Annotated in this window: 21 protein-coding genes; 16 read left to right on the top strand and 5 right to left on the bottom strand. The window is 68.8% G+C overall.

Translation table 11 applies throughout. From position 1 onward, the window contains the following. Positions 1 to 24: 24 nt before the first annotated feature. From AUC47_RS05895 to AUC47_RS05885, 3 genes are all read left to right on the top strand, one after another. Complete coding sequence (locus tag AUC47_RS05895) at positions 25 to 1,140, top strand: GuaB3 family IMP dehydrogenase-related protein (protein ID WP_096714288.1); 1,116 nt, start codon at positions 25 to 27, stop codon at positions 1,138 to 1,140. Between the two features lie 58 nt (positions 1,141 to 1,198). Then, positions 1,199 to 1,957, top strand: coding sequence for an SURF1 family protein (locus AUC47_RS05890; protein ID WP_096714365.1), 759 nt, complete (start codon positions 1,199 to 1,201; stop codon positions 1,955 to 1,957). 235 nt (positions 1,958 to 2,192) lie between these two features. Beyond that, on the top strand, positions 2,193 to 6,827 hold the full coding sequence (locus AUC47_RS05885) for an ExeM/NucH family extracellular endonuclease (RefSeq protein ID WP_096714287.1): 4,635 nt from the start codon (positions 2,193 to 2,195) through the stop codon (positions 6,825 to 6,827). A 68-nt stretch (positions 6,828 to 6,895) separates the two neighbouring features. Here the strand turns inward: AUC47_RS05885 and AUC47_RS05880 are convergent, their stop codons facing one another. Then, on the bottom strand, positions 6,896 to 7,696 hold the full coding sequence (locus tag AUC47_RS05880) for a DeoR/GlpR family DNA-binding transcription regulator (protein WP_096714286.1): 801 nt from the start codon (positions 7,694 to 7,696) through the stop codon (positions 6,896 to 6,898). Positions 7,697 to 7,925: 229 nt separating this feature from the next. Here AUC47_RS05880 and AUC47_RS05875 point away from each other — a divergent pair, with 229 nt between their 5' ends. The 6 genes from AUC47_RS05875 (at position 7,926) to AUC47_RS05850 (ending at position 14,312) form a co-directional block, all read left to right on the top strand. Beyond that, positions 7,926 to 9,221: an ABC transporter substrate-binding protein gene (locus AUC47_RS05875; RefSeq protein WP_096714285.1), complete on the top strand. Its 1,296-nt coding sequence runs from the start codon at positions 7,926 to 7,928 to the stop codon at positions 9,219 to 9,221. A gap of 83 nt (positions 9,222 to 9,304) precedes the next feature. Further along, the gene (locus AUC47_RS05870; RefSeq protein WP_096714284.1) at positions 9,305 to 10,228 is read left to right on the top strand and encodes a carbohydrate ABC transporter permease; all 924 of its coding nucleotides are present in this window, start codon (positions 9,305 to 9,307) and stop codon (positions 10,226 to 10,228) included. A gap of 2 nt (positions 10,229 to 10,230) precedes the next feature. Next, positions 10,231 to 11,094 carry a carbohydrate ABC transporter permease gene (locus tag AUC47_RS05865; protein WP_096714283.1) on the top strand — a complete coding sequence of 288 codons (864 nt, stop codon included), beginning with the start codon at positions 10,231 to 10,233 and terminating at the stop codon, positions 11,092 to 11,094. Between the two features lie 46 nt (positions 11,095 to 11,140). Then, complete coding sequence (locus AUC47_RS05860; RefSeq protein WP_096714282.1) at positions 11,141 to 12,004, top strand: ketose-bisphosphate aldolase; 864 nt, start codon at positions 11,141 to 11,143, stop codon at positions 12,002 to 12,004. Positions 12,005 to 12,030: 26 nt separating this feature from the next. Continuing rightward, complete coding sequence (locus tag AUC47_RS05855) at positions 12,031 to 13,332, top strand: ADP-dependent glucokinase/phosphofructokinase (protein WP_256999462.1); 1,302 nt, start codon at positions 12,031 to 12,033, stop codon at positions 13,330 to 13,332. Beyond that, positions 13,329 to 14,312 carry a class I mannose-6-phosphate isomerase gene (locus AUC47_RS05850; protein ID WP_179297537.1) on the top strand — a complete coding sequence of 328 codons (984 nt, stop codon included), beginning with the start codon at positions 13,329 to 13,331 and terminating at the stop codon, positions 14,310 to 14,312. The genes AUC47_RS05855 and AUC47_RS05850 overlap by 4 nt, the downstream gene beginning before the upstream one ends. Before the next feature lie 9 nt (positions 14,313 to 14,321). On the opposite strand, the gene AUC47_RS05845 is transcribed toward AUC47_RS05850, so the two are convergent. Together AUC47_RS05845 and AUC47_RS05840 are read right to left on the bottom strand one after the other, a co-directional pair. Next, the gene (locus AUC47_RS05845) at positions 14,322 to 14,717 is read right to left on the bottom strand and encodes a type II toxin-antitoxin system VapC family toxin (RefSeq protein ID WP_096714280.1); all 396 of its coding nucleotides are present in this window, start codon (positions 14,715 to 14,717) and stop codon (positions 14,322 to 14,324) included. Further along, positions 14,714 to 14,989, bottom strand: a complete 276-nt coding sequence (locus tag AUC47_RS05840) for a type II toxin-antitoxin system Phd/YefM family antitoxin (RefSeq protein WP_096714279.1) — start codon at positions 14,987 to 14,989, stop codon at positions 14,714 to 14,716. The genes AUC47_RS05845 and AUC47_RS05840 overlap by 4 nt, the downstream gene beginning before the upstream one ends. Before the next feature lie 90 nt (positions 14,990 to 15,079). On the opposite strand from AUC47_RS05840, the gene AUC47_RS05835 reads away from it, so the two are divergent. From AUC47_RS05835 to AUC47_RS05815, 5 genes are all read left to right on the top strand, one after another. Then, positions 15,080 to 15,550 (top strand): DUF3817 domain-containing protein, encoded by a 471-nt coding sequence (locus AUC47_RS05835; protein WP_096714278.1) that lies wholly within the window; start codon positions 15,080 to 15,082, stop codon positions 15,548 to 15,550. Further along, entirely contained in the window at positions 15,547 to 17,133 is a 1,587-nt protein-coding gene (gene guaA / locus AUC47_RS05830) for a glutamine-hydrolyzing GMP synthase (RefSeq protein ID WP_096714277.1), read from the top strand. Before AUC47_RS05835 ends, guaA begins: the two co-directional genes overlap by 4 nt. Positions 17,134 to 17,222: 89 nt before the next feature. Then, the gene (locus tag AUC47_RS05825; protein WP_096714276.1) at positions 17,223 to 18,161 is read left to right on the top strand and encodes an L-lactate dehydrogenase; all 939 of its coding nucleotides are present in this window, start codon (positions 17,223 to 17,225) and stop codon (positions 18,159 to 18,161) included. 124 nt (positions 18,162 to 18,285) lie between these two features. Continuing rightward, positions 18,286 to 18,711 (top strand): YciI family protein, encoded by a 426-nt coding sequence (locus tag AUC47_RS05820; RefSeq protein WP_096714275.1) that lies wholly within the window; start codon positions 18,286 to 18,288, stop codon positions 18,709 to 18,711. A 1-nt stretch (position 18,712) separates the two neighbouring features. Continuing rightward, complete coding sequence (locus tag AUC47_RS05815) at positions 18,713 to 20,005, top strand: RNA polymerase sigma factor (RefSeq protein ID WP_096714274.1); 1,293 nt, start codon at positions 18,713 to 18,715, stop codon at positions 20,003 to 20,005. A 64-nt stretch (positions 20,006 to 20,069) separates the two neighbouring features. Here AUC47_RS05815 and AUC47_RS05810 read toward each other — a convergent pair whose 3' ends face one another. After that, entirely contained in the window at positions 20,070 to 20,342 is a 273-nt protein-coding gene (locus AUC47_RS05810; RefSeq protein WP_096714273.1) for a GlsB/YeaQ/YmgE family stress response membrane protein, read from the bottom strand. A gap of 157 nt (positions 20,343 to 20,499) precedes the next feature. Further along, the gene (locus tag AUC47_RS05805) at positions 20,500 to 21,429 is read right to left on the bottom strand and encodes a Bax inhibitor-1/YccA family protein (protein ID WP_096714272.1); all 930 of its coding nucleotides are present in this window, start codon (positions 21,427 to 21,429) and stop codon (positions 20,500 to 20,502) included. Between the two features lie 87 nt (positions 21,430 to 21,516). Between AUC47_RS05805 and AUC47_RS05800 the strand changes: the two genes are divergently transcribed. Beyond that, positions 21,517 to 22,503 (top strand): glycerophosphodiester phosphodiesterase family protein, encoded by a 987-nt coding sequence (locus tag AUC47_RS05800; protein ID WP_096714363.1) that lies wholly within the window; start codon positions 21,517 to 21,519, stop codon positions 22,501 to 22,503. 146 nt (positions 22,504 to 22,649) lie between these two features. After that, complete coding sequence (locus tag AUC47_RS05795; RefSeq protein WP_096714271.1) at positions 22,650 to 25,733, top strand: lamin tail domain-containing protein; 3,084 nt, start codon at positions 22,650 to 22,652, stop codon at positions 25,731 to 25,733. Positions 25,734 to 25,755 lie beyond the last annotated feature (22 nt).

The following is a 25,755-nucleotide window of genomic DNA, read 5'->3' as shown; positions in this document are numbered from 1 at the left end:
GCCGGGTAGTCTGGTGGGGTGACCATGGAGATCGAGCTCGGCCGAGGCAAGCGCGCGCGCCGCGCATACACGTTCGACGACATCGCGGTGGTGCCGTCACGGCGCACACGCAACCCGGAGGACGTGTCGACCGCCTGGACGATCGACGCGTTCGGCTTCGACATCCCCGTGCTCGGTGCGCCGATGGACTCCGTCGTGAGCCCGCGCACCGCCATCATGCTGGGGCAGCTCGGTGGACTCGGCGTCCTGGATCTCGAGGGCCTGTGGACCCGCTATGAGGACCCGGAGCCGCTGCTCGCCGAGATCGCGGGACTCGCCGGCGACTCCGCGACGGTGCGCATGCAGCAGCTGTACTCCGAGCCGATCAAGCCCGAGCTGATCACACGTCGTCTGGCCGAGATCCGCGAGGCCGGCGTCACGGTCGCCGGTTCGCTCACCCCGCAGCGCACCCAGCAGTTCTACGACACGGTCGCGGCGGCCGGTGTCGACCTGTTCGTCATCCGCGGCACGACCGTGTCGGCCGAGCACGTCTCGAGCGTCGACGAGCCGCTCAACCTGAAGAAGTTCATCTACGACCTCGACGTGCCCGTGATCGTCGGCGGCGCGGCCACGTACACCGCCGCTCTGCATCTCATGCGCACGGGCGCCGCGGGCGTGCTGGTGGGCTTCGGCGGGGGAGCGGCGTCGACGACGCGCGCGACCCTCGGCATCCACGCTCCGATGGCGACGGCCGTCTCCGATGTCGCCGCAGCGCGGCGCGACTACCTCGACGAGTCGGGCGGCCGCTACGTGCACGTGATCGCCGACGGTGGCGTCGGCACCTCGGGTGACATCGTGAAGGCGCTCGCCATGGGCGCGGATGCCGTCATGCTCGGCGTCGCGCTCGCGCGAGCCACAGACGCGCCCGGCCAGGGATTCCACTGGGGGCCCGAGGCTCACCACCCCCAGCTTCCGCGCGGTCGCCGCGTCGAGGTCGGGGGCATCGGCACGCTCGAGGAGATCCTGTACGGTCCCGCGCCGGTCGCCGACGGCACCGCGAACCTCATCGGCGCGCTGCGCAAGTCGATGGCGACCACCGGGTACTCCGACCTCAAGGAGTTCCAGCGCGTCGAGGTCGTGCTCGCCCCGTACGAGGCCTGAGGTCCCGCGCATCACCGTGACATCCCCGGCTCTCTTCCCGCCCACCCTCCGCGAGGTCATGCTCCGCGGGCGCTGGATCGGGATGCTCGTGCTGTGCCTGATCGTCGCCGGGGTGTTCGCGTGGCTCGGTCAGTGGCAGCTGGAGCGGGCGATCGAGACGGATCCGCCGCCTGCGGGAGCGACGGAGAACGTCCGTCCGCTCACCGATGTGGTCGAGCCGGGGGAGTACCTCCCCGAGCCGCTCGTCGGACAGCGCGTGGAGACCTCCGGCACCTGGGTCGCCGACGACTTCGTGATCGTGTCGAGCCGGTTCAACGACGACGTCCCCGGCTACTGGGTCACCGGCCAGCTGCGCGTCGCCGAGAAGACGTCGATCGCCGTCGCGATCGGCTGGACCGCTGACCGGGATGCCGCGGAGGATGCGGTAGCGACCCTGAACCGCGGCGCCGACGGCTCGATCGTCGAGGTCACCGGACGGATCATCTCCGACGAGGGTCCGTCCGTGCCGCCCGAGGACGACCCCCACCGCATCGACCGGATGTCGCCGGCCGCGTTGCTGAGCACGTGGCACGACGTCGAGGGGCTCGAGATGTACCGGCCCTATCTCGCGTCGTCCACGGCGTCGGCCGGACTCACGGATATCGCCTCTCCCGCACCCGCCGAGCAGTCACCGGTCAACTGGCTGAACGTGTTCTACGCCGCCGAGTGGGCGATCTTCGCCGGCTTCGCCTTCTACCTCTGGTACCGCCTCGCGAAGGACGCGTGGGAGCGCGAGGTGGAGGAGTTCGAAGAGGCCGCGGCACCCGAGCCCGTCTGATCCTCCGCGCATCCGCGCAGGCGTCGCCGCGCATCCGAGCGACCGGCGCTTCGATATTCCACCTTTGTCAGGGGTGCCTTCGAGCCATTCGGTTAGCGCTCGGTGACCAATGGGAAAACTCCGTTGATGATGTCGGAGGGCCTTCATAAGCTCGCATCATGTGCGCCGGCTGTGAGGGTGCGCAGCCGTGGCTCCACGAGAGCCGTCGCCCGATGAAACCGAGGAGACAACACCGATGATGTCCGCTTCCGACGCCGCGAACCGCGAGGTTCCCCGGTCCGATCGCAGAAGCCGGGGGCGTCTCGGCGCCCTCGCCGCCACCTGCGTCGCAGCTCTGGGCGCCAGCGCCCTCATCGCGACGCCCGCCTCCGCCGATGTCGCAGGGACGGGGGTCGTCATCAACGAGGCGTACCTGTCCGGAGGCAGCGCCGGGGCCGCGTACACGAACAAGTTCGTCGAGCTCTACAACCCGACCGACGCTCCGGTCGCGCTCGACGGCCTCTCGCTGCAGTACCGGTCGGCGACCGGCACGGGCAACGCCAACGGCGTCGCACCGCTGAGCGGCAGCATCCCCGCCGGCGGGCACTACCTCGTGCAGGGCGGCAGCAACGGCGGCAACGGTGCGGCACTGCCCGCACCCGACGCGACGGGCAACCTCAACCCGAGCGGAAGCGCCGGCACCCTCGCGCTCGTGAAGGGCACCGCGGCAGTGGCCCTCACGCCGGGATCGGTGACCGGCGTCGACGGTGTGATCGACGTGCTCGGCTACGGCACCTCGAACACCTTCGAGACCAAGGCCGCTCCGGCTCCCGCCGGCAACACCGACGTGAAGTCGCTGAACCGTGCGAACGGTGCGGACACCGACGACAACAGCGTCGACTTCGCGCTCTCGGCCACGATCACCCCGCAGAACTCCGGCGGGGGCTCGGAGGAGCCCGAGGAGCCGGGTACCGACCCCGCGAAGGTGTCGATCGCCGAGGTGCAGGGCACGACCGACGTCTCGCCGCTCAACGGCCAGACGGTGACGGTCGAGGGCGTCGTGACGGCCGACTACCGCACCGGCGGCTACAAGGGCATCGTGATCCAGACGCAGGGTTCGGGTGGCGAAACCGACGCGACGCCCGGGGCGTCCGACGGCGTCTTCGTCTTCCTGAACGCTCTCGCTCCGACGCTCGCGATCGGCGACCTCGTGTCGGTCACCGGCTCCGTGAGCGAGTACTTCGGCCAGACGCAGATCAACCCGGCATCCCTCACCGGCATCTCGGTCGTCCAGGCGGGCGTGGGTGTCCCGGCGGTCACGCCTCTGCCCGACACCGCGGTCGGTGCCGACCGTGAGCAGTACGAGAGCATGCTCGTCGCTCCCACCGGCACCTACCGTGTCGCCTCGAGCCACCAGCTCTACAATTTCGGCACCCTCTGGCTGAACGCCGGGGCCGACCTGAACGTGAAGAGCACCGAGCTCGCGCGTCCGGGCGCAGAGGCGGCGGCGATCGCGGCGGCCAACCGCGCGAACAGGCTGCTGCTCGACGACGGCTGGTCCATCCAGGTGACCAACAACGGCCACCCGAACGACCAGCCGTACTTCACGAAGGACCTGGTGGTGCGCAACGGCGACACCGTCGACTTCCGCGACAACGGCTACGTGCTGTCGTACGGCTTCGACGACTGGCGTCTGCAGCCGGTCGTCCCGATCGACAGCACCTCACCCGAGGCCGCCAAGGTCGGCTTCGAGGCGACCAACCCGCGCGTCGAGTCGGCTCCGGAGGTCGGCGGTGACGTGCAGGTCGCGTCGTTCAACGTCTTCAATTACTTCACGACGCTGAAGAGCGAGAACTCCAACGCGCGCGGTGCGGCGAACGCCGCGCAGTTCGCGATCCAGAAGTCGAAGATCGTCGCGGCCATCAACGGGCTCGATGCCGAGATCGTCTCGCTCATGGAGATCGAGAACTCCATCAAGCTGGGCGGCTCGCTCGACGAGGCGCTCGCCGATCTCGTGGACGGTCTCAACGACGCTGCAGGCGCAGACGTGTGGGACTACGTCCGCACTCCGGCGGCCCTGAACAACGCGGCCACGACCGACTTCATCACGAGCGCCATCATCTACAAGAAGGATGACGTGTCCACCGTCGGCGACAGCCTCACCGTCACCGACGAGACCGTGTGGGGCAACGCTCGCGAGCCGATCGCCCAGGCGTTCGACATCGACGGCCGCACCGTGACCGTCGTCGCGAACCACTTCAAGTCGAAGTCGGCCCCCGAGGGCGGCGGAGCGGAGCCGGCCGACGGCCAGGGCTTCTTCAACGCCGACCGCGTGGCTCAGGCGAACTCGCTCAAGGGCTTCACCGCGACAATCGAGGAGAAGACCGGCAGCAGCGACATCCTGCTGATCGGCGACTTCAACGCCTATGCCAAGGAAGACCCGATCGACGTCTTCACGAGCGCGGGCTGGAGCGACGTCGCACCGGAGAAGGCACCGGGGCAGCACACCTACTCGTTCGACGGCGAGCTCGGCTCACTCGACCACGTGCTCGCGTCGCCGTCTCTCGCCGCCTCGATCACGGGCGCGGGTGTCTGGAGCATCAACTCGCCGGAGTGGAGCGACCGCGGCTACGCGTTCGGAGCCACCGAGGCCGGCACCCCGTTCCGGTCGAGCGACCATGACCCGATCATCGTCGGCGTCTCCTCGGACGTCCCGCCGGTGAGCATCGACGTCGTCACGATGAACGACTTCCACGGCCGCATCGAGGCCGACGGCGCAGCCGCCGGTGCCGCGGTGGTCGCGGGAGCCGTCAAGCAGTTCCGCGAGGCGAACCCGAACACGATCTTCGCCGGTGTCGGCGACCTGATCGGCGCGTCGACGTTCACCTCCTTCATCAACGACGACAACCCGACGATCGACGCGCTCAACGCGGCCGGTCTCGACGTCAGCGCGGCGGGCAACCACGAGTTCGACCAGGGCTGGGAGGATCTGCGCGATCGCGTGCAGGACCGCGCGGACTGGGAGTACATCTCGTCGAACGTGTTCCTCACTGAGACGGGCGAGCCTGCGCTCGCCCCGGCCTGGGTCAAGGAGCTCGACGGCGTGCGCGTCGGATTCGTCGGCGCCGTCACCGAGGACCTCGACTCGCTGGTCTCGCCGGAGGGGATCGCCGACCTCGAGGTGCGCAGCATCGTCGACTCGGTGAACGCCGTGGCCGACGACCTGCGCGACGGGGATGAGTCCAACGGCGAGGCGGACGTCGTCATCCTGCTCGTGCACGAGGGCGCGGCCAGCGTCGAATTGTCGAGCATCACCCCGGAGACGCCTCTCGGCGAGATCGTCTACGGAGTGGATGAGGATGTCGACGCGATCGTCTCGGCGCACACGCACCTCGCCTACAACCACGTGATCGACGGTCGCCCCGTGATCTCGGCCGGTCAGTACGGCGAGAACCTCGGGCTGATGAACATCCAGGTCGACCCGAAGACGAAGGAGCTGCTCTCGATCACCAACCAGATCAAGCCGCTCACCGCCAACGGGCAGCCGCTGTACCCGGCCGTTCCGGAGGTCGCCGACATCGTCGCCAAGGCGAAGGCCGACGCCGACGTGCTCGGCGCCGTCAAGGTCGGCGACATCACCGCGGACTTCAACCGCGCCCGTCAGGCGAACGGGTCGGAGAACCGCGGTGGCGAGTCGACGATCGGCAACTTCGTCGCCGACGTGCAGAAGTGGTCCACGGGTGCGGACATCGCGCTCATGAACCCGGGCGGGATCCGCGCCAACCTCACGTACGCGTCGTCGAATGCGAACGATCCGGCGGGCAACGTCACGTACCGTGAGGCGGCGACGGTGCAGCCGTTCGCCAACACGCTGGTCACGCTGACGCTGACCGGCACGCAGCTGAAGGGCGTGCTCGAGGAGCAGTGGCAGCCGGCGGGTGCGGCGCGACCGTTCCTCAAGCTGGGTGTCTCGGAGGGGCTCGTCTACACGTACGACCCGACCGCGGCGCAGGGTTCGCGCATCACCTCGATCGCGCTGGACGGCACACCGATCGACCCGTCGGCGAGCTACACGGTCGCCGCGAACTCGTTCCTCGCCGCGGGTGGAGACAACTTCTTCACCTTCCGCGAGGGCACGGGCAAGCGCGACACCGGCAAGATCGACCTGCAGTCGATGGTCGACTGGTTCGACGCGAACAAGACCGCGACGCCCGACCTCGCGCAGCGCGCGGTCGGTGTCACGGTGAGTGCTCCGGATGCCGACGGCTACACCGCCGGCGATCAGGTCACCGTCGCACTGTCCTCGCTGGCGTTCAGCGGCGGCGAGGCGGCGCCCGGGGAGGTGACGCTGTCGCTCGGCGGCACGCAGGTCGCCGTGGGCACCGTGGATCCGACGATCGTCGACACGACCGACGAGGTCGGGCGCGCGTCGCTGACCTTCACGGTTCCCTCTGGCGTGTTCGGGGAGCAGCCGCTCACGGTCACGGTTCCGTCGACCGGTACGACCGTGCAGGTGCCGTTCACGATCTCGGGTGAGGAGCCCGAGGAGTTCGCCGGCGCGATCACGACCGACTCGAAGGTCGCCGCGGGCAAGAAGCTGCGCATCACCGGCGCGGACTTCGAGCCGGGCGAGACCCTGACGGTCGTGCTCGAGCCGAAGAAGGGCAAGCCGATCCAGGTCGGCACCGTGCAGGTCACCGCCGACGGAACCTTCTCGACGAGCGTGACGGTTCCGAAGAACACGCAGCCGGGCAAGTACACGGTGGTCGTCTCGCAGGCCGACGGGGATGCGGCGACGGCCCAGGTCACCGTGAACCGCGCCGGCGGAATCGGCGGGATCATCGGTGGCATCATCGACTGGATCTGGGACCTCATCACCGGGTGGTTCTGATCCGCTGATCGGATGACGCGGGCGGAGGCCGGCGGGAGAGATCCCGGCGGCCTCCCTCGTGTCCGGGCTCAGGGGGTGAGGAGCTGGACCTCGGCCTGGGCAAGCGCGGTCGCGAACGCCGGGGCGGGCGGCGAGTCGGTCACTACGTAGTCGACGCGGTCGAGCGTTGTGACCTGGGCGAAGAGCCGCCGGCCGAACTTCGACGAGTCGGCGAGGATCGCGGTGCGCTCCGCCCGCTGGATCATCTCGGCCATCATCGTCGCGTCACCCAGGTTCGAGGTCGAGAAACCCTCCTCGTCGACCGCGCCGACCGCGATGAGAGCGAGATCGCAGCGGATGTCGACCTCCGGCCCGCCCGGGGTCATCGTGAACGCCACGGGCCCGGTGGTCGCCTGCGTGATGGCGCGCACGGCGCCGCCGAAGACGTAGAGGTCGCGGAACGCGGAGGGAGAGATCTCCGCCGGGATGCGGAGGTTGTTCGTCGCGATCGTCAGGTCGCGGTGGTTCCGCAGCGCCCGAGCGACCGCGAGGGTCGTCGTGCCGGCATTGAGCATGACCACGGCGCCGTCGTCGATGAGCCCGGCCGCGAGCCGCGCGATCTTCTCCTTCTCCTCGGTCTGCATCCGCAGTCGTACGTCGAGTGCGCGGTCCTTCAGCTGCCCCTCGGGGCTCACCGCCCCGCCGTGGGTGCGGATCACCACGCCCTCCCGGTCGAGCTGGTCGAGGTCTCGTCTGATCGTGTCGATCGAGACGCCGAAGTGCTCGGCGAGGCCGCCCACCGTGACCTCGCCTTCGTGCTCGACGTAGGCGGCGAGGTCGGCCTTGCGACCGGCGGGGAGACGTCGTTTCGAGGATGCGCGTGCTTCCATGCCCCCATCTCTAGCACACCCGTCACAGATAGCGGCAGATTTCGGCAGAAAGCCGCACTCGCGACTTCTGCGTGATTCCGGGGTTCATCGCGGCGTTGCAGAAGAACAACCACGTACAACCTTCGTGAAAAACCCTTGCGCAACAGCACACTCCGGCATAACATTGCTTAAAACCGCATGAACAAGCACTGAGGCGCGTGATGCGGCACGATCTCGAAGAGGAGAAGTGATGATCACAGCAGGACGTGGGCGACGCACCCTGAAGCTCGCCGGCGCAGCGACCGCAGCTCTGACGGTGCTGGCCGTGGCCGGATGCTCATCCGGCGGTTCCGGTGACAACGGCGCGGACGGCGGCGATGTCACGATCGAGTTCGCCCAGTGGTGGGAGCCCGAGCTGCCCGACGGCGAGTTCCGAGCACTCATTGACAAGTTCGAAGACGAGAACCCCGGCATCACGGTCGATCTGGTCAGTGGACCGTACGCCTCGACCAAGGAGCAGCTCTTCGCCGGCGCGGCGTCAGGCACCATGCCCGACGTCGTCGGCCTCGACGGCGCCTGGGTCAACGACTTCGCCTCGCAGGGCGTGATCGCCGACCTGACCGAGCTCATGAAGGAGTACGACTACGACGACGGCGAGCTGGCCAGCCAGATCCAGGTCGACGGCAGCACCTACATGATCCCCGTCGTGAACTTCGTCTACCCGATGTTCACGAACGACACCCTTCTCGCCGACGCGGGCGTGACGGCTCCGCCTGCCACGCGCAGCGAGTTCGCGGATGCCGCAGCCAAGGTGACCGCTCTCGGCGGTGACGTCTCCGGCTGGGTGCTCCCGCTTTCGCTCGAGGCGCCCAACGGCGTGCAGAACGACGTCATGTCGTGGGTGTGGGCCTCCGGCGGCTCGATGCTGAAGGACGGTCAGCCCGACCTCACCAACGACGACGTGACCTCGGCGATCGACTACATCGGCGGTCTGTGGGACGACGGCGTGATCGCCTCCGGCTCCTTCACGATGAAGGAGCAGGACAAGGTCGAGGAGTTCACCAACGGCCGCGTCGGCATGATGATCGACTCCCTCGCGCACATCAACCTGATCCGCGAGTCGAACCCCGACCTGCAGTTCTCGATCTCGGCGATCCCCGCCGAGGACGGGTACGACGGCGAGCGTGGCATCCCCTACGCGTCCTGGGGCATCGGGGTCGCCGAGAACAGCGAGCACAAAGAGGCCGCGTTCAAGCTCGTGGAGTTCCTCATGAGCCAGGAGACGAACTCGGAGCTGTCGACCATGGCGAAGGCGTTCCCCGGCAACTCCGAGTCGGTTCCGGACTTCGTGAACGACGACGAGCTCTTCGCGAAGGCGTTCGAGATCTACCAGGCCGGCTACCCCGCCAACGAGTTCACGGGTCTGCCCGTCGCGGAGGACCTGATGCGCCAGCTCGGCGAGCAGCTGCAGTCCGCGTTCGACGGCCAGCAGTCGATCGACGACGCGCTGAAGAAGGCGCAGGAGTCGTGGATGGCGGAGTTCTGACGCTCCTCCAGACTCCCGCATGAACGGGGTGCCGCACCGCAGCGGCGGTGCGGCACCCGACCAACCAAGGAGCACCGGTTCCCATGAGCCTGAAACTGTCCGACGACACCGAGGTGATCGTCACCGGGGTCGCCCCGTCGCGGCGCCGGCGGCAGCTGCGCAAGACGACCGAGTCGTACGGCTTCCTGTCGCCGACGATCATCCTGCTGTTCGTCCTCATGATCGTCCCGATCGTGATGGTCATCGGCTACTCGTTCCAGGACAACGTGATCCTGAACAAGTCGCCCGAGTTCGTCGGCATCGCGAACTACGTGGAGATCCTGTCCGACTCCGGGTTCTGGAAGGCCACGGGCAATACGATCCTCTTCACGGTGACGAGCGTCGCGGCGCACCTCGTGCTGGGCCTCGCCTTCGCGATGATGCTCAACAGCCCGCTGCTCGGCCGGTTCTCGCGGTCGATCTTCCGGGCGCTGTACGTGCTCCCGTGGCTGTTCACGGTCGCGGTCATCGCCGTCCTGTGGCGCATGCTCCTCGCGCCGAACGGCGTCATCAACTTCCTGCTCAACACCGACATCGAGTGGCTGGCCTCGCCGCAGCTCGCGCTCGGCACCATCATCTTCATCAACATCTGGGCGGGATACCCGTTCTTCATGGTCAGCTTGCTGGCGGGTCTCCAGGGCGTGCCGGCCGACCTCCACGAAGCCGCGCGGGTCGATGGCGCGAATGCCGTGCAGCGGTTCTGGAACGTCACGATCCCCCAGCTGCGCCCGATCATCATCAGCCTCGTGCTGCTCGACCTCATCTGGACCTCACAGCAGTTCGCCCTGATCTGGATGACGACGGGCGGCGGTCCGATCGACGTCACCGAGGTGCTCAGCACCTTCACCTACAAGCTCGCGTTCGCCAAGTACGACTTCTCGCTCGCCGCGACCTCCGCCGTGCTCGTGCTGCTGATGTCGATGGTCCTCGCCGTCTTCTACGTCCGCCACCAGAAAGCGAGGGACTGATCATGGCTCTCACCGTCGACACCGGGCGCCGGCCTGCACGGACCCACCGTCTCGCGAAGTCCGGCCTGATCGTCGCGCTGATCCTCGGCGCGGTGTTCGCCGCCGGGCCCGTGCTCTGGATGCTGTCGAGCTCGTTCAAGTCGAACACGCAGATCTTCGAGCTTCCGCCGCGACTCATCACCGACACGTTCTCGTTCGACGCGTACGTCGCGATCTTCACGAACCCGGAGACGATGCGGTTCTTCCTGAACAGCTACGTCGTCGCCGGCTCCGTGACGATTCTCACGCTGCTCGTCGCGATCCAGGCGGCCTACGCGTTCAGCCGCTTCGAGTTCCGGGGCAAGCGCATCCTCAACGTGGTCATCGTGAGTGTGCAGGCAGTTCCGCCGATCACGCTGCTGATCCCGTACTTCGGGCTCATGGTCGCACTCGGACTCTACAACTCGTACGCGGGCCTGATCCTCACGTATATGGTGTTCACGCTGCCCTACGCGATCATCATGATGACCGGGTACTTCAACACGCTCCCGAAGGAGCTCGACGAGGCCGTCCGCGTCGACGGGGCCGGCTCCATGACGGCGCTCTGGCGCATCCTCGTCCCGATCTCGGTACCGGGCATCGTCTCGGTCGGCATCTACACGTTCATGATCGCCTGGAACGAGTACCTCTTCGCCCTCACTCTGACGCGGTCGATCGACATGCGCACGGTGCCGATCGGCATCCAGCTCCTCATGGGCCAGCACTCGTACGACTGGAACCAGATCATGGCGATGAGCGTGCTCGGGTCGATCCCGGTGCTGATCCTCTTCCTCTTCTTCCAGCGGTACTTCATCAGCGGACTCACGGCCGGGTCCGTCAAGAGCTGAGTCCCGCGCGACCTTTCACGACCATCACGAAACAGGAGAAACACAAGTGCTCTACACCGGCAAATCCATCCTCGACGTCGCCAACGCGCATGACTTCGCCATCCCGGCCTTCAACATCAGCGACTGGGCGATGTTCAACGGCGTCATGGACATCAGCGAGGAGAAGGCCGCTCCGGTCATCATCGCGATCCACCCCGACGAGGTGTCGCACATCACGACCGACCTGATCCCCGCCATGCACTCCCGCGCGCACCGGTCGAGCGTGCCGGTGGCGATCCACTGGGACCACGGCGGCAGCTACGAGCAGATCATCCGGGCGATCCACGCCGGCTTCACGTCGGTGATGATCGACGCCTCGCTCGAGCCCTTCGACCAGAACGTGGCGATCACGCGCAAGGTCGTCGAGGCCGCGCATGCCGCGGGCATCCAGGTCGAGGGCGAACTGGGCACCATCGGCGCGAACGACAGCTACGGCGAGTCGGGCGCGGCGGAGATCATCTACACGAACCCGGATGACGCGGTGCGCTTCGTCGAGGAGACCGGCGTCGACAGCCTGGCGATCGCGATCGGCACCTCGCACGGCCTGTACCCGAGCGACAAGAACCCCGAGCTGCGCCACGACCTGCTCGAGCAGATCAAGGCGGCCGTGAAGATCCCGCTCGTGCTGCACGGCGGATCGTCGAATCCGGATGCCGAGCTGCGCCGCGCGGTCGAGCTCGGCGTCAACAAGATCAACATCTCCAGCGACATCAAGGTCTCGTACCACGACCGCATGCGCGAGGTGCTCGGCACCGACCGCCGTCTGCGCGAGCCGAACGCGATCCAGCCGGAGGCGCTCAAGGCCATGAAGGCGACGGCTGCCGAGAAGATCGAGCTGTTCGGCGCCGACGGCAAGGCGTCGCTGTACTGAGCGGCGGACGGGGGATGATCGGCGTCGTGGACGAAACGGCTTCTCGCGCTCGCGACGGATCCGCCGGGGTCGCGGGAGGCACGCTCGTGCTGGGACTCGGCGGCACCGTCGACTACGAGCTGACATGGGATGCCGCGGTGATCGAGCGCCTCGCACGGGAGCACGGCGTGCGGCGCAACGAGCTCACCACCATGGCGCCGATCGTCGACGAGCGGTCGCTGCTCGTCACGGTCCTGGCGTTCGTCGACTCGGGCGCAGGGGCGGAGCGGTTCGTCGCGTCGTCCGACATCATCGAGCGCTTCGCCGCCCACTTCTCCTTCGCTGTGACGCTCGGCGGCACAGGGGTGCGCGCCGGCCTCGTGCTGGATGCGCTCGGCATCCCCAGCGTCCAGCATCTGGTGAGCATCGACGACACGGTGCGCCGCCTTCTCCCACCCGCGATCACGTACGTCTCGTCGGCGGCGGAGGACACCCTGGACCCTCATCTGATCGTGCAGTACCCGGCGGGGACGCGCGTGCAGCTCGGCGATGGCGTCATCGTCGCTCCCGCGTCGAACCGCCTCATCTTCGCGAACGACGCGCCGAATCGGGTCATGGTGATCGCGCCCGCTCTGGCCGACGAGCTCGCGCGGGCGCGCGTGTTCCTCGTCTCGGGCTTCAACACGATGCAGGACCACGACCTGCTCGAGCAGCGGCTCGACGACGTGCGCGCCGCGATGGCGTCGCTGCCCCCGGAGGCGCTCGTGTACTACGAGGATGCGGGGTTCTACACCCGCGAGTTCGCCGCCACGGTGCGGTCACGGCTGCTGCCCCTCATCGACGTGTACGGCATGAACGAGGACGAGCTGCAGGAGTATCTGGGACGCGGTGTCGACCTGCTCGACGCCGACGACGTCGCAAGAGCGCTGGCCGACGTGCGCGAGATCGTCCCCGCGGCGACCCTGGTCGTGCACACCCGGTACTGGGCGATCGCGGTGGGGGAGTCGGCGTATCGCCACCGGGCCGCTCTCGCGAGCGCGGTCGTCGTGGCGGCCACGCGGTACCGCGTCGGCGACGCCCTGACCGCCTCAGACGTGGACCAGACCCAGGGGATGCCGCAGCACAGCGGCGGAGCGGCGGTCGTCGCGTCCGTCGAACAGCGTCTCGCAGGGGCGGCCGGCGTTCCGGCCTTCGACCTCGACGTCGCGACCCCCACCACGATCGGACTCGGCGACACCTTCGTCGGCGGTTTCCTGGCCGGGGTCGTCGGCGAGCAGGATCACGACCCGGAGCAGCAGGAGCCGCAGCACGAGCGCGAGCAGCAAGAACCCGAGCAGGAGAGAGCATGATGTCCCGACCGGTGATCCTCCCGTCGAATCGCCCCGCAGAGCGCTTCTACCGCGGGGGTGCGCGCATCAGCGCGTTCCGCGGCGAGTCCGGCAGCGCTCCGCGCGAGCCGGAGGACTGGATCGGATCGACCACCACGGTCAACGGCGAGCCCGAGCTCGGACTCACGCGTCTGCCCGACGGTCGACTGCTTCGCGATGCCGTCCAGGCCGACCCGGTGGAGTGGCTGGGCGAGGAGCACGTGCGTCGCTGGGGAGCCGACACCCGCCTGCTCGTGAAGCTGCTGGACGCCGGTCAGCGGCTGCCGGTGCACGCGCATCCGCACGACGACTTCGCCGCATCGCACCTGGGCCGTGCGCACGGCAAGGCCGAGGCCTGGTACATCCTGCGGGGCGGCACGGTGCACGTCGGGCTGCGGCGCGACGTCGGGGCCGCCGAGCTGGCCGACCTCGTCGAGAGGCAGGACGTGGAGGCCCTGCTCGGACTCCTGCACGCGGTCGATGTGGGGCCGGGCGACGTCGTCTGGGTGCCGCCGGGCGAGCTGCACGCGATCGGGGAGGGCGTGCTGCTGCTCGAGCTCCAGCAGCCGGAGGATCTGTCCATTCTGCTCGAGTGGGAGGGGTTCGCGATCGACGGCCCCGCGCTCGGGCACCTCGGCCTGGGCTTCGACGTGGCGCTCGACGCCGTGAACCGCCGGTCGCGTTCCGCGGACGAGGTGCGCACGCTCGTAGGCGCCGCCCCGGCATCCGGGTCCGTGTTCCCTTCGGATGCCGGTCGCTACTTCCGACTCGAGCGGATGCCGGTCGACGGCGAGGCGGTGATCGAAGAGGGGTTCTCGATCGCGGTGGTGGCGAGCGGTGCGCTCACCGTCGGCTCGGACGCGGTCGGCGCGGGGAGCACCCTGGTGGTGCCGCACGGCGCCGGCGCGATCAACGTCATCGGTGCGGGTGAGCTGCTGATAGCCCGGCCACCCGCGCCATAGCGGCGGCGATCACGTCCACTCGGCGCACGATACCTCGGGGTACTCGAGAATCCGTTCGTCGGCGGTGACCAGGATCAGCCCGTCGAGCTGCGCCTGCGCCACCAGCATCCGGTCGAACGGGTCGCGATGCTCCCACGCGAGCTCGCCGGCGGCGCGCATGTGCGCGGTGCTCAGCGGGAGCTCGGTCGCGAACAGCAGCTGCATCAAGGGCTGCCATCGCGTCAGCACGCGGCCCCCGTGCGGCAGGCGCCCCAGCCGGGTCTTCTGCGCGATCTCGTAAGGGCTGGCCGCTGACACATACACCGACTCGGCCTCGGTGAGCCGGGCGCGGAGGGTCCTCGGGACGCGCTCCGGATCGGTCGCCAGCCACAGCACCACGTGCGTGTCGAGCAGATAGGCGCTCACGATCGCGCCGAGGTGAGCGGGTCGTCGGCGTCGTCGCCCTCCCAGTCGGCGAGTTCTGCTGCGGTCGCATCGGCAAGCAGGGCGTCCGCCGGAATCGGCGGGATCTCGGGAAGCAGCGCGGCCTCGAGGGATCGCCGGGGCGGCGTCGCCGCGGTCATCCGCGCGATCGGCGTGCCTGCGCGCGCGATCACGACGTCCTCGCCCGACTGGACCCGTCGGAGCAGTTCGGACAGCCGGGTCTTGGCGTCCTGCACGTTCACGGTCGTCGTCATGGTGCCAGGATACCCCTGGTCTGGTCAGCTTGACCAGACCAGCATCTTCCTCTCCGTGAGGCGCCGATCGGCGCCGACTAGACTGGAGGCATGCCCGAACCGAAAGTCGCCAGCTTTCCGGCGATCCGTGGTGCGTTGAAGTTCTACCAGATCGCATCGATCATCACGGGAGTCATGCTGCTCCTGCTGGTCGCCGAGATGGTGCTGAAGTACACGCCGATCCACCTCGAGCTCTTCGCTGGTGGCTCCGGCGGGCCGCTCTGGTTCGCGCAGGTCGTCGAGGGTCCGGAGGGGCTCGAGTCGACCGGTGACGGGTTCAATCTGTCGCTCGGCATCCTCGTCGCCCACGGCTGGTTCTACGTCGTCTACCTCTTCGCGTGCTTCCGCATGTGGAGCCTGATGCGGTGGCCGTTCCTGCGGTTCATCCTCCTCGCCCTCGGCGGCGTCATCCCGCTGCTGTCGTTCTTCATGGAGGCCGTCGTCGCCCGCGACGTCAAGGCCTACCTCGCTACTCGGGAGGCCGCTGAGGCCTCCGCCCCCGCCACGGAAGGTGCCCGGTGACCGAACAGACCGAGACCCAGCAGCGCCCTGCGCTCGTCGTCGACTTCGGCGCGCAGTACGCGCAGCTGATCGCCCGCCGCGTCCGCGAGGCCGGCGTCTACAGCGAGATCGTGCCGCACACCGCGACCGCCGCCGAGATCGCCGAGAAGAACCCCGTTGCGATCATCCTGTCGGGCGGTCCGTCCTCGGTGTACGAGGAGGGCGCTCCGCGGCTCGACCCGGCGGTGTTCGACCTCGGCGTCCCGACGCTCGGCATCTGCTACGGCTTCCAGTACATGGCGCAGACGCTCGGGGGAGAGGTCGCGCACACCGGCCTCCGCGAGTACGGTGCGACGGATGCCGTCATCTCCGGCGACGGCGGCACGCTGCTCGGCGGTCAGCCGAACGAGCAGAACGTCTGGATGAGCCACGGCGACCAGGTCGCGACGGCCCCCGAGGGCTTCGAGGTGCTCGCGACCACAGAGGCCACGAAGGTCGCCGCCTTCGCCGATGAGGAGCGTCGGTTCTACGGCGTGCAGTGGCACCCCGAGGTCAAGCACTCCGACCACGGCCAGCGCGTGCTCGAGAACTTCCTGCACAAGGGCGCCGGTCTGGCTTCGGACTGGAACCCCGACAACGTGATCGCCGAGCAGGTCGAGCGCATCCGCGAGCAGGTGGGCGACGCCCGCGTCATCTCCGCGCTGTCGGGCGGCGTCGACTCGGCCGTGTCGACGGCGCTCGTGCACAAGGCGATCGGCGACCAGCTCACCGCGGTGTTCGTCGACCACGGTCTTCTCCGCAAGGGCGAGCGGGAGCAGGTCGAGAAGGACTATGTCGAGTCCACCGGGGTGCGACTCATCACGGTCGACGCGGCCGACACGTTCCTCGGCCACCTCGCGGGTGTGACCGACCCCGAGGAGAAGCGCAAGATCATCGGCCGCGAGTTCATCCGCGCGTTCGAGAAGGTGCAGCTCGACCTGGTCGCCGAGGCGAAGGCCTCGGGCGGCGCCCCGGTCAAGTTCCTCGTGCAGGGCACGCTGTACCCCGACGTCGTCGAGTCCGGCGGCGGCGCGGGCACCGCGAACATCAAGTCGCACCACAATGTCGGCGGTCTTCCCGACGACCTCGACTTCGAGCTCATCGAACCGCTGCGTGCCCTTTTCAAAGACGAGGTGCGGGCGATCGGCCGCGAGCTCGGCATCCCCGAAGCGATCGTCGGCCGTCAGCCGTTCCCGGGGCCCGGTCTCGGCATCCGCATCATCGGCGAGGTCACGAAGGACCGCCTCGAGATCCTGCGCGAGGCGGACGCCATCGCCCGCGAGGAGCTCACCAAGGCGGGACTCGACCAGGAGATCTGGCAGTGCCCCGTCGTGCTGCTCGCCGACGTCCGCTCGGTGGGCGTGCAGGGTGACGGCCGCACCTACGGGCACCCGATCGTGCTGCGTCCCGTCTCCAGTGAGGACGCCATGACCGCCGACTGGACGCGCCTGCCGTACGACGTGCTGTCGAAGATCTCGAACCGCATCACGAACAGCGTCCGCGACGTCAACCGCGTCGTGCTCGACGTGACGTCGAAGCCGCCGGGGACCATCGAGTGGGAGTGAGCGGGATGCTCCTCCGCCGTTGACGCTGAACGGGCACGGGCCGAAGAACGGTCCGTGCCCGTTCTCGTGTCTTCGGGCAGGATGGCCGTATGACGACAGCGCGAACGAAGCTCACGGTGATCGGTGCGGGAAGCGTGGGGGTGAGCGTCGCGTACGCGGCGCTGATCCGGGGGAGTGCGGCGGAGGTCGCGCTCTACGACATCGCGACGGCGAAGGTGGATGCCGAGGTGCTCGACCTCGCGCACGGCACGCAGTTCACCTCGGCGGCCGTGAGCGGAGGGTCTGATCTCTCGGTCGTCGACGGCAGCGACGTGGTGGTGGTGACGGCCGGCGCCAAGCAGCAGCCGGGGCAGACCCGCATGGAACTCGCGAGCACGAACGCCCGCCTCCTGGAGAGCCTTCTGCCGCAGCTGGTCGAACGCGCTCCGGATGCCGTCTTCCTCATGGTCACGAATCCCGCCGACGTCATGACGGTCGTCGCGCAGCGCGTGACGGGGCTCCCGCCGCACCGCGTGTTCGGGTCCGGCACCGTTCTCGACACGTCTCGCCTGCGGTGGCGCCTCGCGCACCGCGCCCGGGTGAGCACCGCGAGCGTGCACGCCGACATCGTGGGCGAGCACGGTGACACAGAGTTCCCGCTGTGGTCGAACGCGACGATCGGCTCGGTGCCGATCCTCGACTGGCCCGCGGACGAGCCGTTCACCGCCGAGGAGCTCGACCGCATCGCCATCGAGGTGCGCGACGCCGCGTACACGGTCATCCAGGGCAAGGGCGCGACGAACCTCGCGATCGGGGTGAGCTGCGCCCGCATCGCCGAGGCCGTGCTGCGCGACGAGCGAGCCGTTCTCCCGGTCTCGACAGTGCTGGGCGGCGAGTACGGCATCGAGGGCATCGCGCTGTCGGTGCCGTCGGTGGTGGGAGCGGCAGGGGCGGTACCGCTCGGCGAGACCCCCATGGACGAACGCGAACTCGGACTGCTGAGAGCCTCGGCCGACGCCATCCGCACGGCCGTCGACGCCCTGAGCTGAGCGCGCCCGGAGCGCGCACGAAACGACTTCGAGAAAATCTCGGGGCGATGTCGATCCGTGTCGTTCCCGTTCGACGTCTTCAATGAGAGGGTCGAATCCCGGCCCCACCGAACAGGAGAACATCATGAAGTACATGCTGATCATGCGCGCGACCGATGAGGCCGTCGAGGCGTACAAGGAGATGCCGTTCGAGCAGGTCATCGAGGCCATGGGGAAGTACAACGAGTCGATGATGAAGGCCGGCGTACTGGCCGCCGGCGAAGGCCTGACAGATGCCGCCGAGGGGTTCGTCGTCGACTTCAGTACCGAGACCCCGCTCATCACCGACGGTCCCTACGGCGAGACGAAGGAGTTGTTCAACGGCTTCTGGATCCTCGAGGTGTCCAGCCGTGAGGAGGCAGCCGAGTGGGCCCGCCGCGCGCCGCTCGGCAAGGGATCGTTCCTCGAGGTGCGGCGGGTGACCGACGCCTCCGACTTCCCGGCCGAGAACGAGTGGATCGAGAAGGAAGCGGGCTGGCGCGAGGAGCAGGCGCAGCGCGCCCAGCAGTGACATGACCGACCCTCACGACAGCGAGACGGCGCGCATCGCCCCCGGTGGGGACGCAGCGGAGCGCGCCGTCGCCGCTGTGTGGCGCATCGAGTCCGCGAAGATCGTCGCCACGCTCACGCGCCTGGTCGGCGACTTCGGTCTGGCGGAGGATCTCGCGCAGGAGGCGGTCCTCGACGCACTCCGGCAGTGGCCGGTCGACGGCGTGCCGCGCAACGGCGCGGCCTGGCTCACGGCGGTGGCGAAGCGCAAGGCCGTCGACGGGTGGCGGCGCAGGGAGCGCCTCGACGACCGGATCGCCGCCCTCGCGCACGACCTCGAGCGCGAGCAGGACGAGGCGGTCGACGCACTGCCCTGGGACCCGGATGCCGTCGACGACGACGTGCTGCGGCTGATCTTCATCTCGTGCCACCCGGTGCTGTCCCGTGAGGCGCAGGTCGCGCTCACGCTGCGTGTCGTCGGCGGCCTGTCGAGCGAGGAGATCGCACGAGCGTTCCTCGTGCCGACGGCGACCGTGCAGCAGCGCATCGTTCGCGCGAAGAAGACCCTTGCGGCAGCGAGAGCGCCGTTCGAACTGCCTCCGCGCGAGGAGCGCGCCGACCGTCTCGGGGCGATCCTCGGCGTTCTCTATCTCATCTTCAACGAGGGGCACTCGGCATCCAGCGGCGCCGACTGGATGCGCCCGGAGCTCAGTATCGAGGCGATCCGTCTCACCCGCGTCCTGACCGCTCTCATGCCGGCGGAAAGGGATGCGCTCGGCCTGCTTGCTCTCATGGAGCTCACGGCCGCGCGCTTCCCCGCCCGGGCCGACAGGAACGGCGATCCGGTGCTGCTCACCGATCAGGACCGCGGTCGCTGGGACCGCGGCCGCATCGCGCGGGGTCGAGCAGCTCTCGCGGAGGCTGACGCGCGCGGCAGGGGGCGCGGCGCCTACGGGCTGCAGGCGGCGATCGCCGAATGCCATGCCGTGGCGACGTCGGTCGAGGAGACCGACTGGGATCGCATCGTCCTGCTGTACGAGGCGCTCGGGCGCATCGCGCCGTCGCCCGTCGTCGAGCTCAACCGGGCGGCGGCGGTCGCGATGGCCACCGGTCCGGCATCCGCGCTACGCATCATCGACGAGCTCTCGGCATCCGGCGCCCTCCGTGGGTACCACCTGCTGCCCGCGACGAGAGGCGAGTTGCTGCTGCGCCTCGGCCGAGACTCGGAGGCGCGAAGCGAGTTCGCGACGGCCGCAGCACTCGCGGGTAACGACCGGGAGCGTGCGCTGCTGGAGGCGAAGGCATCGGGAGCCTGAACACGAGAAAACCCCCTCGGATGATCCGAGGGGGTTCTCTGCGTCGCCGCTCGCGCGGCTGGTGTCAGGCGCGCGACTTGTTGCCGCGTCCGACGATCAGGCCGTAGATCAGCAGCACGATGATCGAACCGCCGATGGCGAGGAGCCAGGTGCCGAGGTCCCAGAACTCGGTGAGCGGGCGGTTCAGGATCAGACCGCCGAGCCAGCCGCCGAGCAGGGCGCCCACGACGCCGAGCAGAAGGGTCACGAACCAGCCGCCGCCCTGCTTGCCCGGAAGGATCAGCTTGGCGATGGCTCCGGCGATGAGGCCGAGAAGAAGAAAGCCGAGAAAACTCATGGTCAGCTCCTATAAATCGGGAGCCCCGGGGTGCCGGGGCTTCGTGTTAACCAGCGTGCCTTTGCTGAGAAAACCCTGCAACCCCTTGCGTTTCTCGTCCCGAGTATGGCAAAAGGCCCGCCTCCCTGAGGAGACGGGCCTTTCGTGAGCGCTGCGGTCAGTTGTTGCCCCGGACGATCGCGATGATGCGCAGGATCTCGACGTACAGCCAGACGACCGTGACCATGATGCCGAAGGCGCCGAGCCAGCCGTAGGTGCGGGGAGCGCCGTTGCGCACGCCCTGCTGGATCTGGTCGAAGTCGAGCACCAGCGAGTACGCGGCCATGATGACGACGAGGACGCCGATGATGACACCGAGCGGGATGCCGAGGATCTCGACCTTGCTCAGCAGACCGAACGCCGCGCCTTCACCCAGCACGCCGGTCCAGGTCAGGATGACGTTGATGAGCGAGAAGACGAGGTAGCCGACCAGCGCGATCATGAAGATCTTCGTGGCCTTCTTCGTCGCGCGGATCTTGCCGCTCGCGAAGAGAGCCAGGGTGACACCGACGACCGAGACCGTGGCGAGCGTCGCCTGGAAGACGATGCCGGGGTACAGGACCTCGAAGAACGCCGAGATGCCTCCGATGAAGAGACCCTCGAATGCCGCGTAGGCGAAGATCAGCGCGGGACGGACCTTCTTGCGCGAGGTGAACGAGATCACCATCGCGAGCACGAAACCGCCGAGGGCGCCGACGACCCACGGAAGGAGGTTCGGCTCGAACCGGTCGTAGGGGTTCTGCACGGGGGCTGCGACGCCGCCGAGGGTCAGGAACCAGCCGACAGCGGCGGTGACGAGGAGGATGGCGAAGAGACCGGCGGTCTTCCAGACCGTGTCCTCGACCGACATGCGGTCGGTCTCGATGGCGCCGGCCGGCGGAGCGGCGTACATGCCCTCCAGCTGCGCGTTCGCGGCGGCATCCATCGTCCCGTGCTGGAACGAGGCGGCCTGCGCACCCTGAGCGCCCTGCGGAGCCCCGGGGTAGGTCGCGACGTTCCGCGGATCCTGCTGCTGGAACGCCGGGTTGTTGAAAGCGAAATTGCTCATGGTGGGCCTCACTCCAAAGGGGTTGTAGGTCGCTTTCCTCCACGATACCCGCCCTGGCGTGTCGCGCGCGTGTTCTACGCTGAGAGCGTGCCCAGGAATTCTCCCCTCGTCATCGGGCATCGCGGTGCCCCCGGCTACCGACCGGAGCACACGCGGTCGTCGTACGAGCTCGCGCTCGCGATGGGGGTGGATGCGGTCGAACCCGACGTCGTGGCCACGAAGGACGGCGTGCTCATCGTCCGCCACGAGAACGAGATCTCCGGGACGACGGATGTGGCGCAGCATCCGGAGTTCGCGGATCGCAAGACGACCAAGCGGATCGACGGCGAGGCGCTGACCGGCTGGTTCACCGAGGATTTCACCTGGGATGAGCTGTCGACGCTGCGCAGTCGCGAGCGGCTCTCCGATGTGCGCCCGTCGAGCGCGAGCTTCGACGGTGCCCAGCCGATCCTGCGGCTCGTCGACGTTCTCGACATCGTGCGCGAGGGGTCGAGCGAGCACGGGCGCGAGATCGGGGTGGTGCTCGAGGTGAAGCACGCCACCTACTTCACGAGCATCGGGATGCCGCTGGCGCCCCTCATCGCCGCGGAACTACGGGCCGCCGGCTGGAGCGAGGGCCAGCTGCCGCTCATCGTCGAGTCGTTCGAGTCGACGGTGCTGGGGGAGTTGCGAGACCGTGGCGTCCCCGCGTCCTACGTCTACCTGATCGAGGCGGGCGGGAGCCCGTACGATCTGGTCGTGACGCACGGGATGCACGCGCCGACCTACGCGGCGACTGTCACTCCGCGTGGGCTCGACGCGCTGATCGGATCGGTCGACGGCATCAGCGTCGACAAGAAGATGCTGCTCGAGAAGGGCAACACGATCGTGGCCGATGCTCATGCGCGGGGGCTGACGGTGTTCACCTGGACGTGCCGACCGGAGAATCGGTTCCTCGCAAAGGAGTTCCGCGGTGCGGGCGGCAAGGAGGCCTTCGGCGACTACGAAGCCGAGTGGGACGTGATCGCGCGCACCGGTGTCGACGGCGTCTTCGTCGATCACCCCGACCTCGGGGTGGCGTTCTTCCGCGGCTGAGGGTCCGCAGACCTTCGCCGGCGCCGTTCGGCTGTCGCGAGCAATGGCAACCCCGCGTTCACCTTCCGTGCACCGGAAGGATGCCGTGCGGCAAACCGCACTCGGTGGTCTGGGGTGACACCCGTCTGCATCCCTTCAGGAGACCCATGTCCCGCCTGCGTTCCGCGGCGGCGATCACCACGGTCGGCGCGCTCGGCGCCGCCGCACTGCTCGCCGTCCCCCTGTCCGCCACCGGCGCCGAATCCGGCATCCGCATCAACGAGGTCGAGTCCGACGGGGGCGTCCCCGGCGACTGGATCGAGTTCCTGAACACCTCGGGGACCGAGGTCGATCTCGGCGGCTTCGTCGTGAAGGACAACAGCGACGGGAATTCGTACACCTTCCCCGAGGGCACGGTCGTCGCAGCCGGCGCGTATCTCGCGATCGACCAGTTGGACTCCGGCTCGGGCGTCGGGCAGTTCGACTTCGGGCTCGGCAAGGACGACCAGGTGCGCCTGTTCGACCCGCTCGGCGCCATCGTCGACGAGACCTCGTGGACGGGGCACGCCACCGCGACGTGGGGCGCGCGCGATGTCGACGGCGCCGTCGAGTGGGCGACCACGGCCGAGCCCACCAAGGGAGTGGCGAACGTGTTCCCGTCGAACGCGCCGGTCGCCGGATCGATCGTCATCAACGAGGTCGACTCGCAGCCGGCTGACTGGGTGGAGTTCTACAACCCGGGCGACGAGGTCCTCGACATCTCGGGCTACGAGATCCGCGACAACTCCGACGACCACCGGTGGCAGTTCCTCCCCGGCACGACGATCGGAGCCGGCGAGTTCCTCGTCGTGGACGAGGCGTCCGTCGGCATGGTCGGCGGCGTCGAGGCGCCGTTCCGCGAGCCGATCGGCATCGGCAGCGCCGACCGCATCCGCCTGTTCGATGCCACGGGCACGATCATCGACGACACCCTGCCCTGGACCGGTCACGCCGCGATCGACGGCGACTTCGTCGCGGCCACCTTCGCCCGCTGCCCCGACGGCGCGGGCGTGTTCGCCCTCGCCCACGCGACCCAGGGCGCTGCGAACTCCTGCGTGGTCCCGGACGTCGTGATCAACGAGATCGAGTCGAACGGCGACACGACCGACTGGATCGAGGTCGTGAACGTCGGCATCACGCCCGTGGACATCTCCGGCTGGACGGTCATGGACGACGACCCCGTCGGTCACGCCGACGAGGCCACTCCGCTGCCTGCGGGCACGGTCCTCGCGCCCGGCGCCTACTTCGTGTTCGACCAGCCGACGCACTTCGTCTTCGGTCTGGGCAACGGCGATACCGCGACCCTGCGCGACGCGAACGGCAACACGGTCGACGAGCACGCATACGCGGCGCATGCCGCCGGGGTGCTGGCGCGTTGTGCCGACGGCACCGGCGACATCGTCGACATCGCCGTCTCCACGAAGGGTCTGCGCAATGCGTGCGGCAACCCCGTGCGCATCAACGAGGTCGAGTCGGACGGCGGATCGCCCGACGACTGGGTCGAGCTCGTGAACCCGACGGATGCCGTGCTCGACGTGTCAGGCGTCGTCGTGAAGGACGACGACGACGCGCACTCCTACGCCATTCCGGCGGGAACGACGATCGCGGCGGGCGGCTACCTCGTGATCGAGCGCGCCCAGCTCGGGTTCGGACTCGGCGACGGAGACGCCGTGCGGGTCTTCGACGGCGACCTGCTGGTCGACTCCACCACCTGGGGCGCCGGTCACGCGGCCACGACCTGGGGTCGCTGCCCCGACACGACCGGACCGTTCGCGAGCACCGCGAAGGACACCAAGGGCGAGGCGAACGTGTGCGCCGGTGAGATCGCGGTCTCGCCGTGGCCGGGTTCGGCCGAGGTGCGGGTGCTCGACACCGCACCGACGTTCCTCGAGGACAGCTCCGGCCTCGACGTGCAGGAGACCGCCGACGGCGCGATCCTGTGGGCCGTCGACAACGGGGAGGGTCGAATCTGGAAGCTCGACGCGCACGCGGACGGGTCGTTCTCGACGATCTCCGGCTGGGAGGCGGGCAAGCGCGTGCGCTTCCAGAAGGATGCGGCGAATCCCTCCGCCGCCGGGCCCGACACCGAGGGCATCACGGTCGACGGCGACGGCTTCGTGTACGTCGCCTCGGAGCGCGACAACAGCGCGAAGGGCGTGAACCAGAACACCGTGCTGAAGGTCGACCCTGAGGCCGCGGCCGGCGACCTGGTCGCCGAGCAGGAGTGGGACCTCACGTCGCAGCTGCCGGCGGTGGGAGCGAACCTCGGCATGGAAGCGGTCCAGTGGGTGCCGGACTCGGCGCTCGCCGGGAAGCTGTTCGATCAGAACACGGGCGCGGCCTACGACCCGGCCGACTACTCGGGGCACGGTGACGGGCTGTTCCTCGTCGCGGTCGAGGACAACGGCCACGTGTACGCGTTCGCGCTGAACGGCGACGGGTCGGCCGTGCTCGTCTCGGAGATCGCGCCGAGACTGGCGGGAGTCATGGCGCTGGACTACGACAGCGTGCTCGGCGTGCTGTGGGCGGTGTGCGACGACGGATGTGGCGGGCGCTCGGCCCAGATCACGCTGAACGGCACGAACGCGCCGGGGATCGCGCACTACGCGCGTCCCGCGGGCATGCCGGACATCAACAACGAGGGCTTCGCCACCGCGCCCGCGTCGCTCGCGGTGAACGGCCAGCGACCGGTGTGGTGGTTCGCGGACGGCTTCGCCTCCGAGGCCCTGCGCGTGGGCACGCTGCCGGCCGCGGTGAACCCCGGCGGCGAGAACCCGGGCGGGGAGACCCCCGGTGGTCAGACTCCGCCTCTGCCGGGCTCTGCGCTGACGGATGACAACCGCAACGGCGTGACGGTGAACCCGAGCACGGCCGCGCGCGGCGAGACCGTCACGGTGTCGGTCCGCGGCGACCACGCGGGGGAGCGGATCGCGGTGTGGATGTACTCCGACCCGGTGCTGCTCGCGAGCGGCACGGCATCGGCCGCCGGCACCTTCTCGGTCGTGATTCCATCGGATGCCGCGCTGGGCGCCCACCGGATCGCGGTGTACTCCGACTCCGGCGCACTGATCGGCTGGGCCGACATCCGCATCACGGCCACGGGCGCACTCGCGGTGACGGGCGCGGAGGTGCCGACGCTCGGCATCCTGTTCGCGATCGCGCTCCTCGGAGCGGGCGCCGTGGCCGTGCGGCGCCGTCGTCGAACGATCTGACATGCGCGAGGCGGGCGAGGTG

Source organism: Microbacterium sp. SZ1 (assembly GCF_002362255.1).
Taxonomy (GTDB): domain Bacteria; phylum Actinomycetota; class Actinomycetes; order Actinomycetales; family Microbacteriaceae; genus Microbacterium.
The sequence above is the reverse complement of the archived record's forward strand: the minus strand, read 5'-3'. Positions and strand labels throughout refer to the sequence as shown.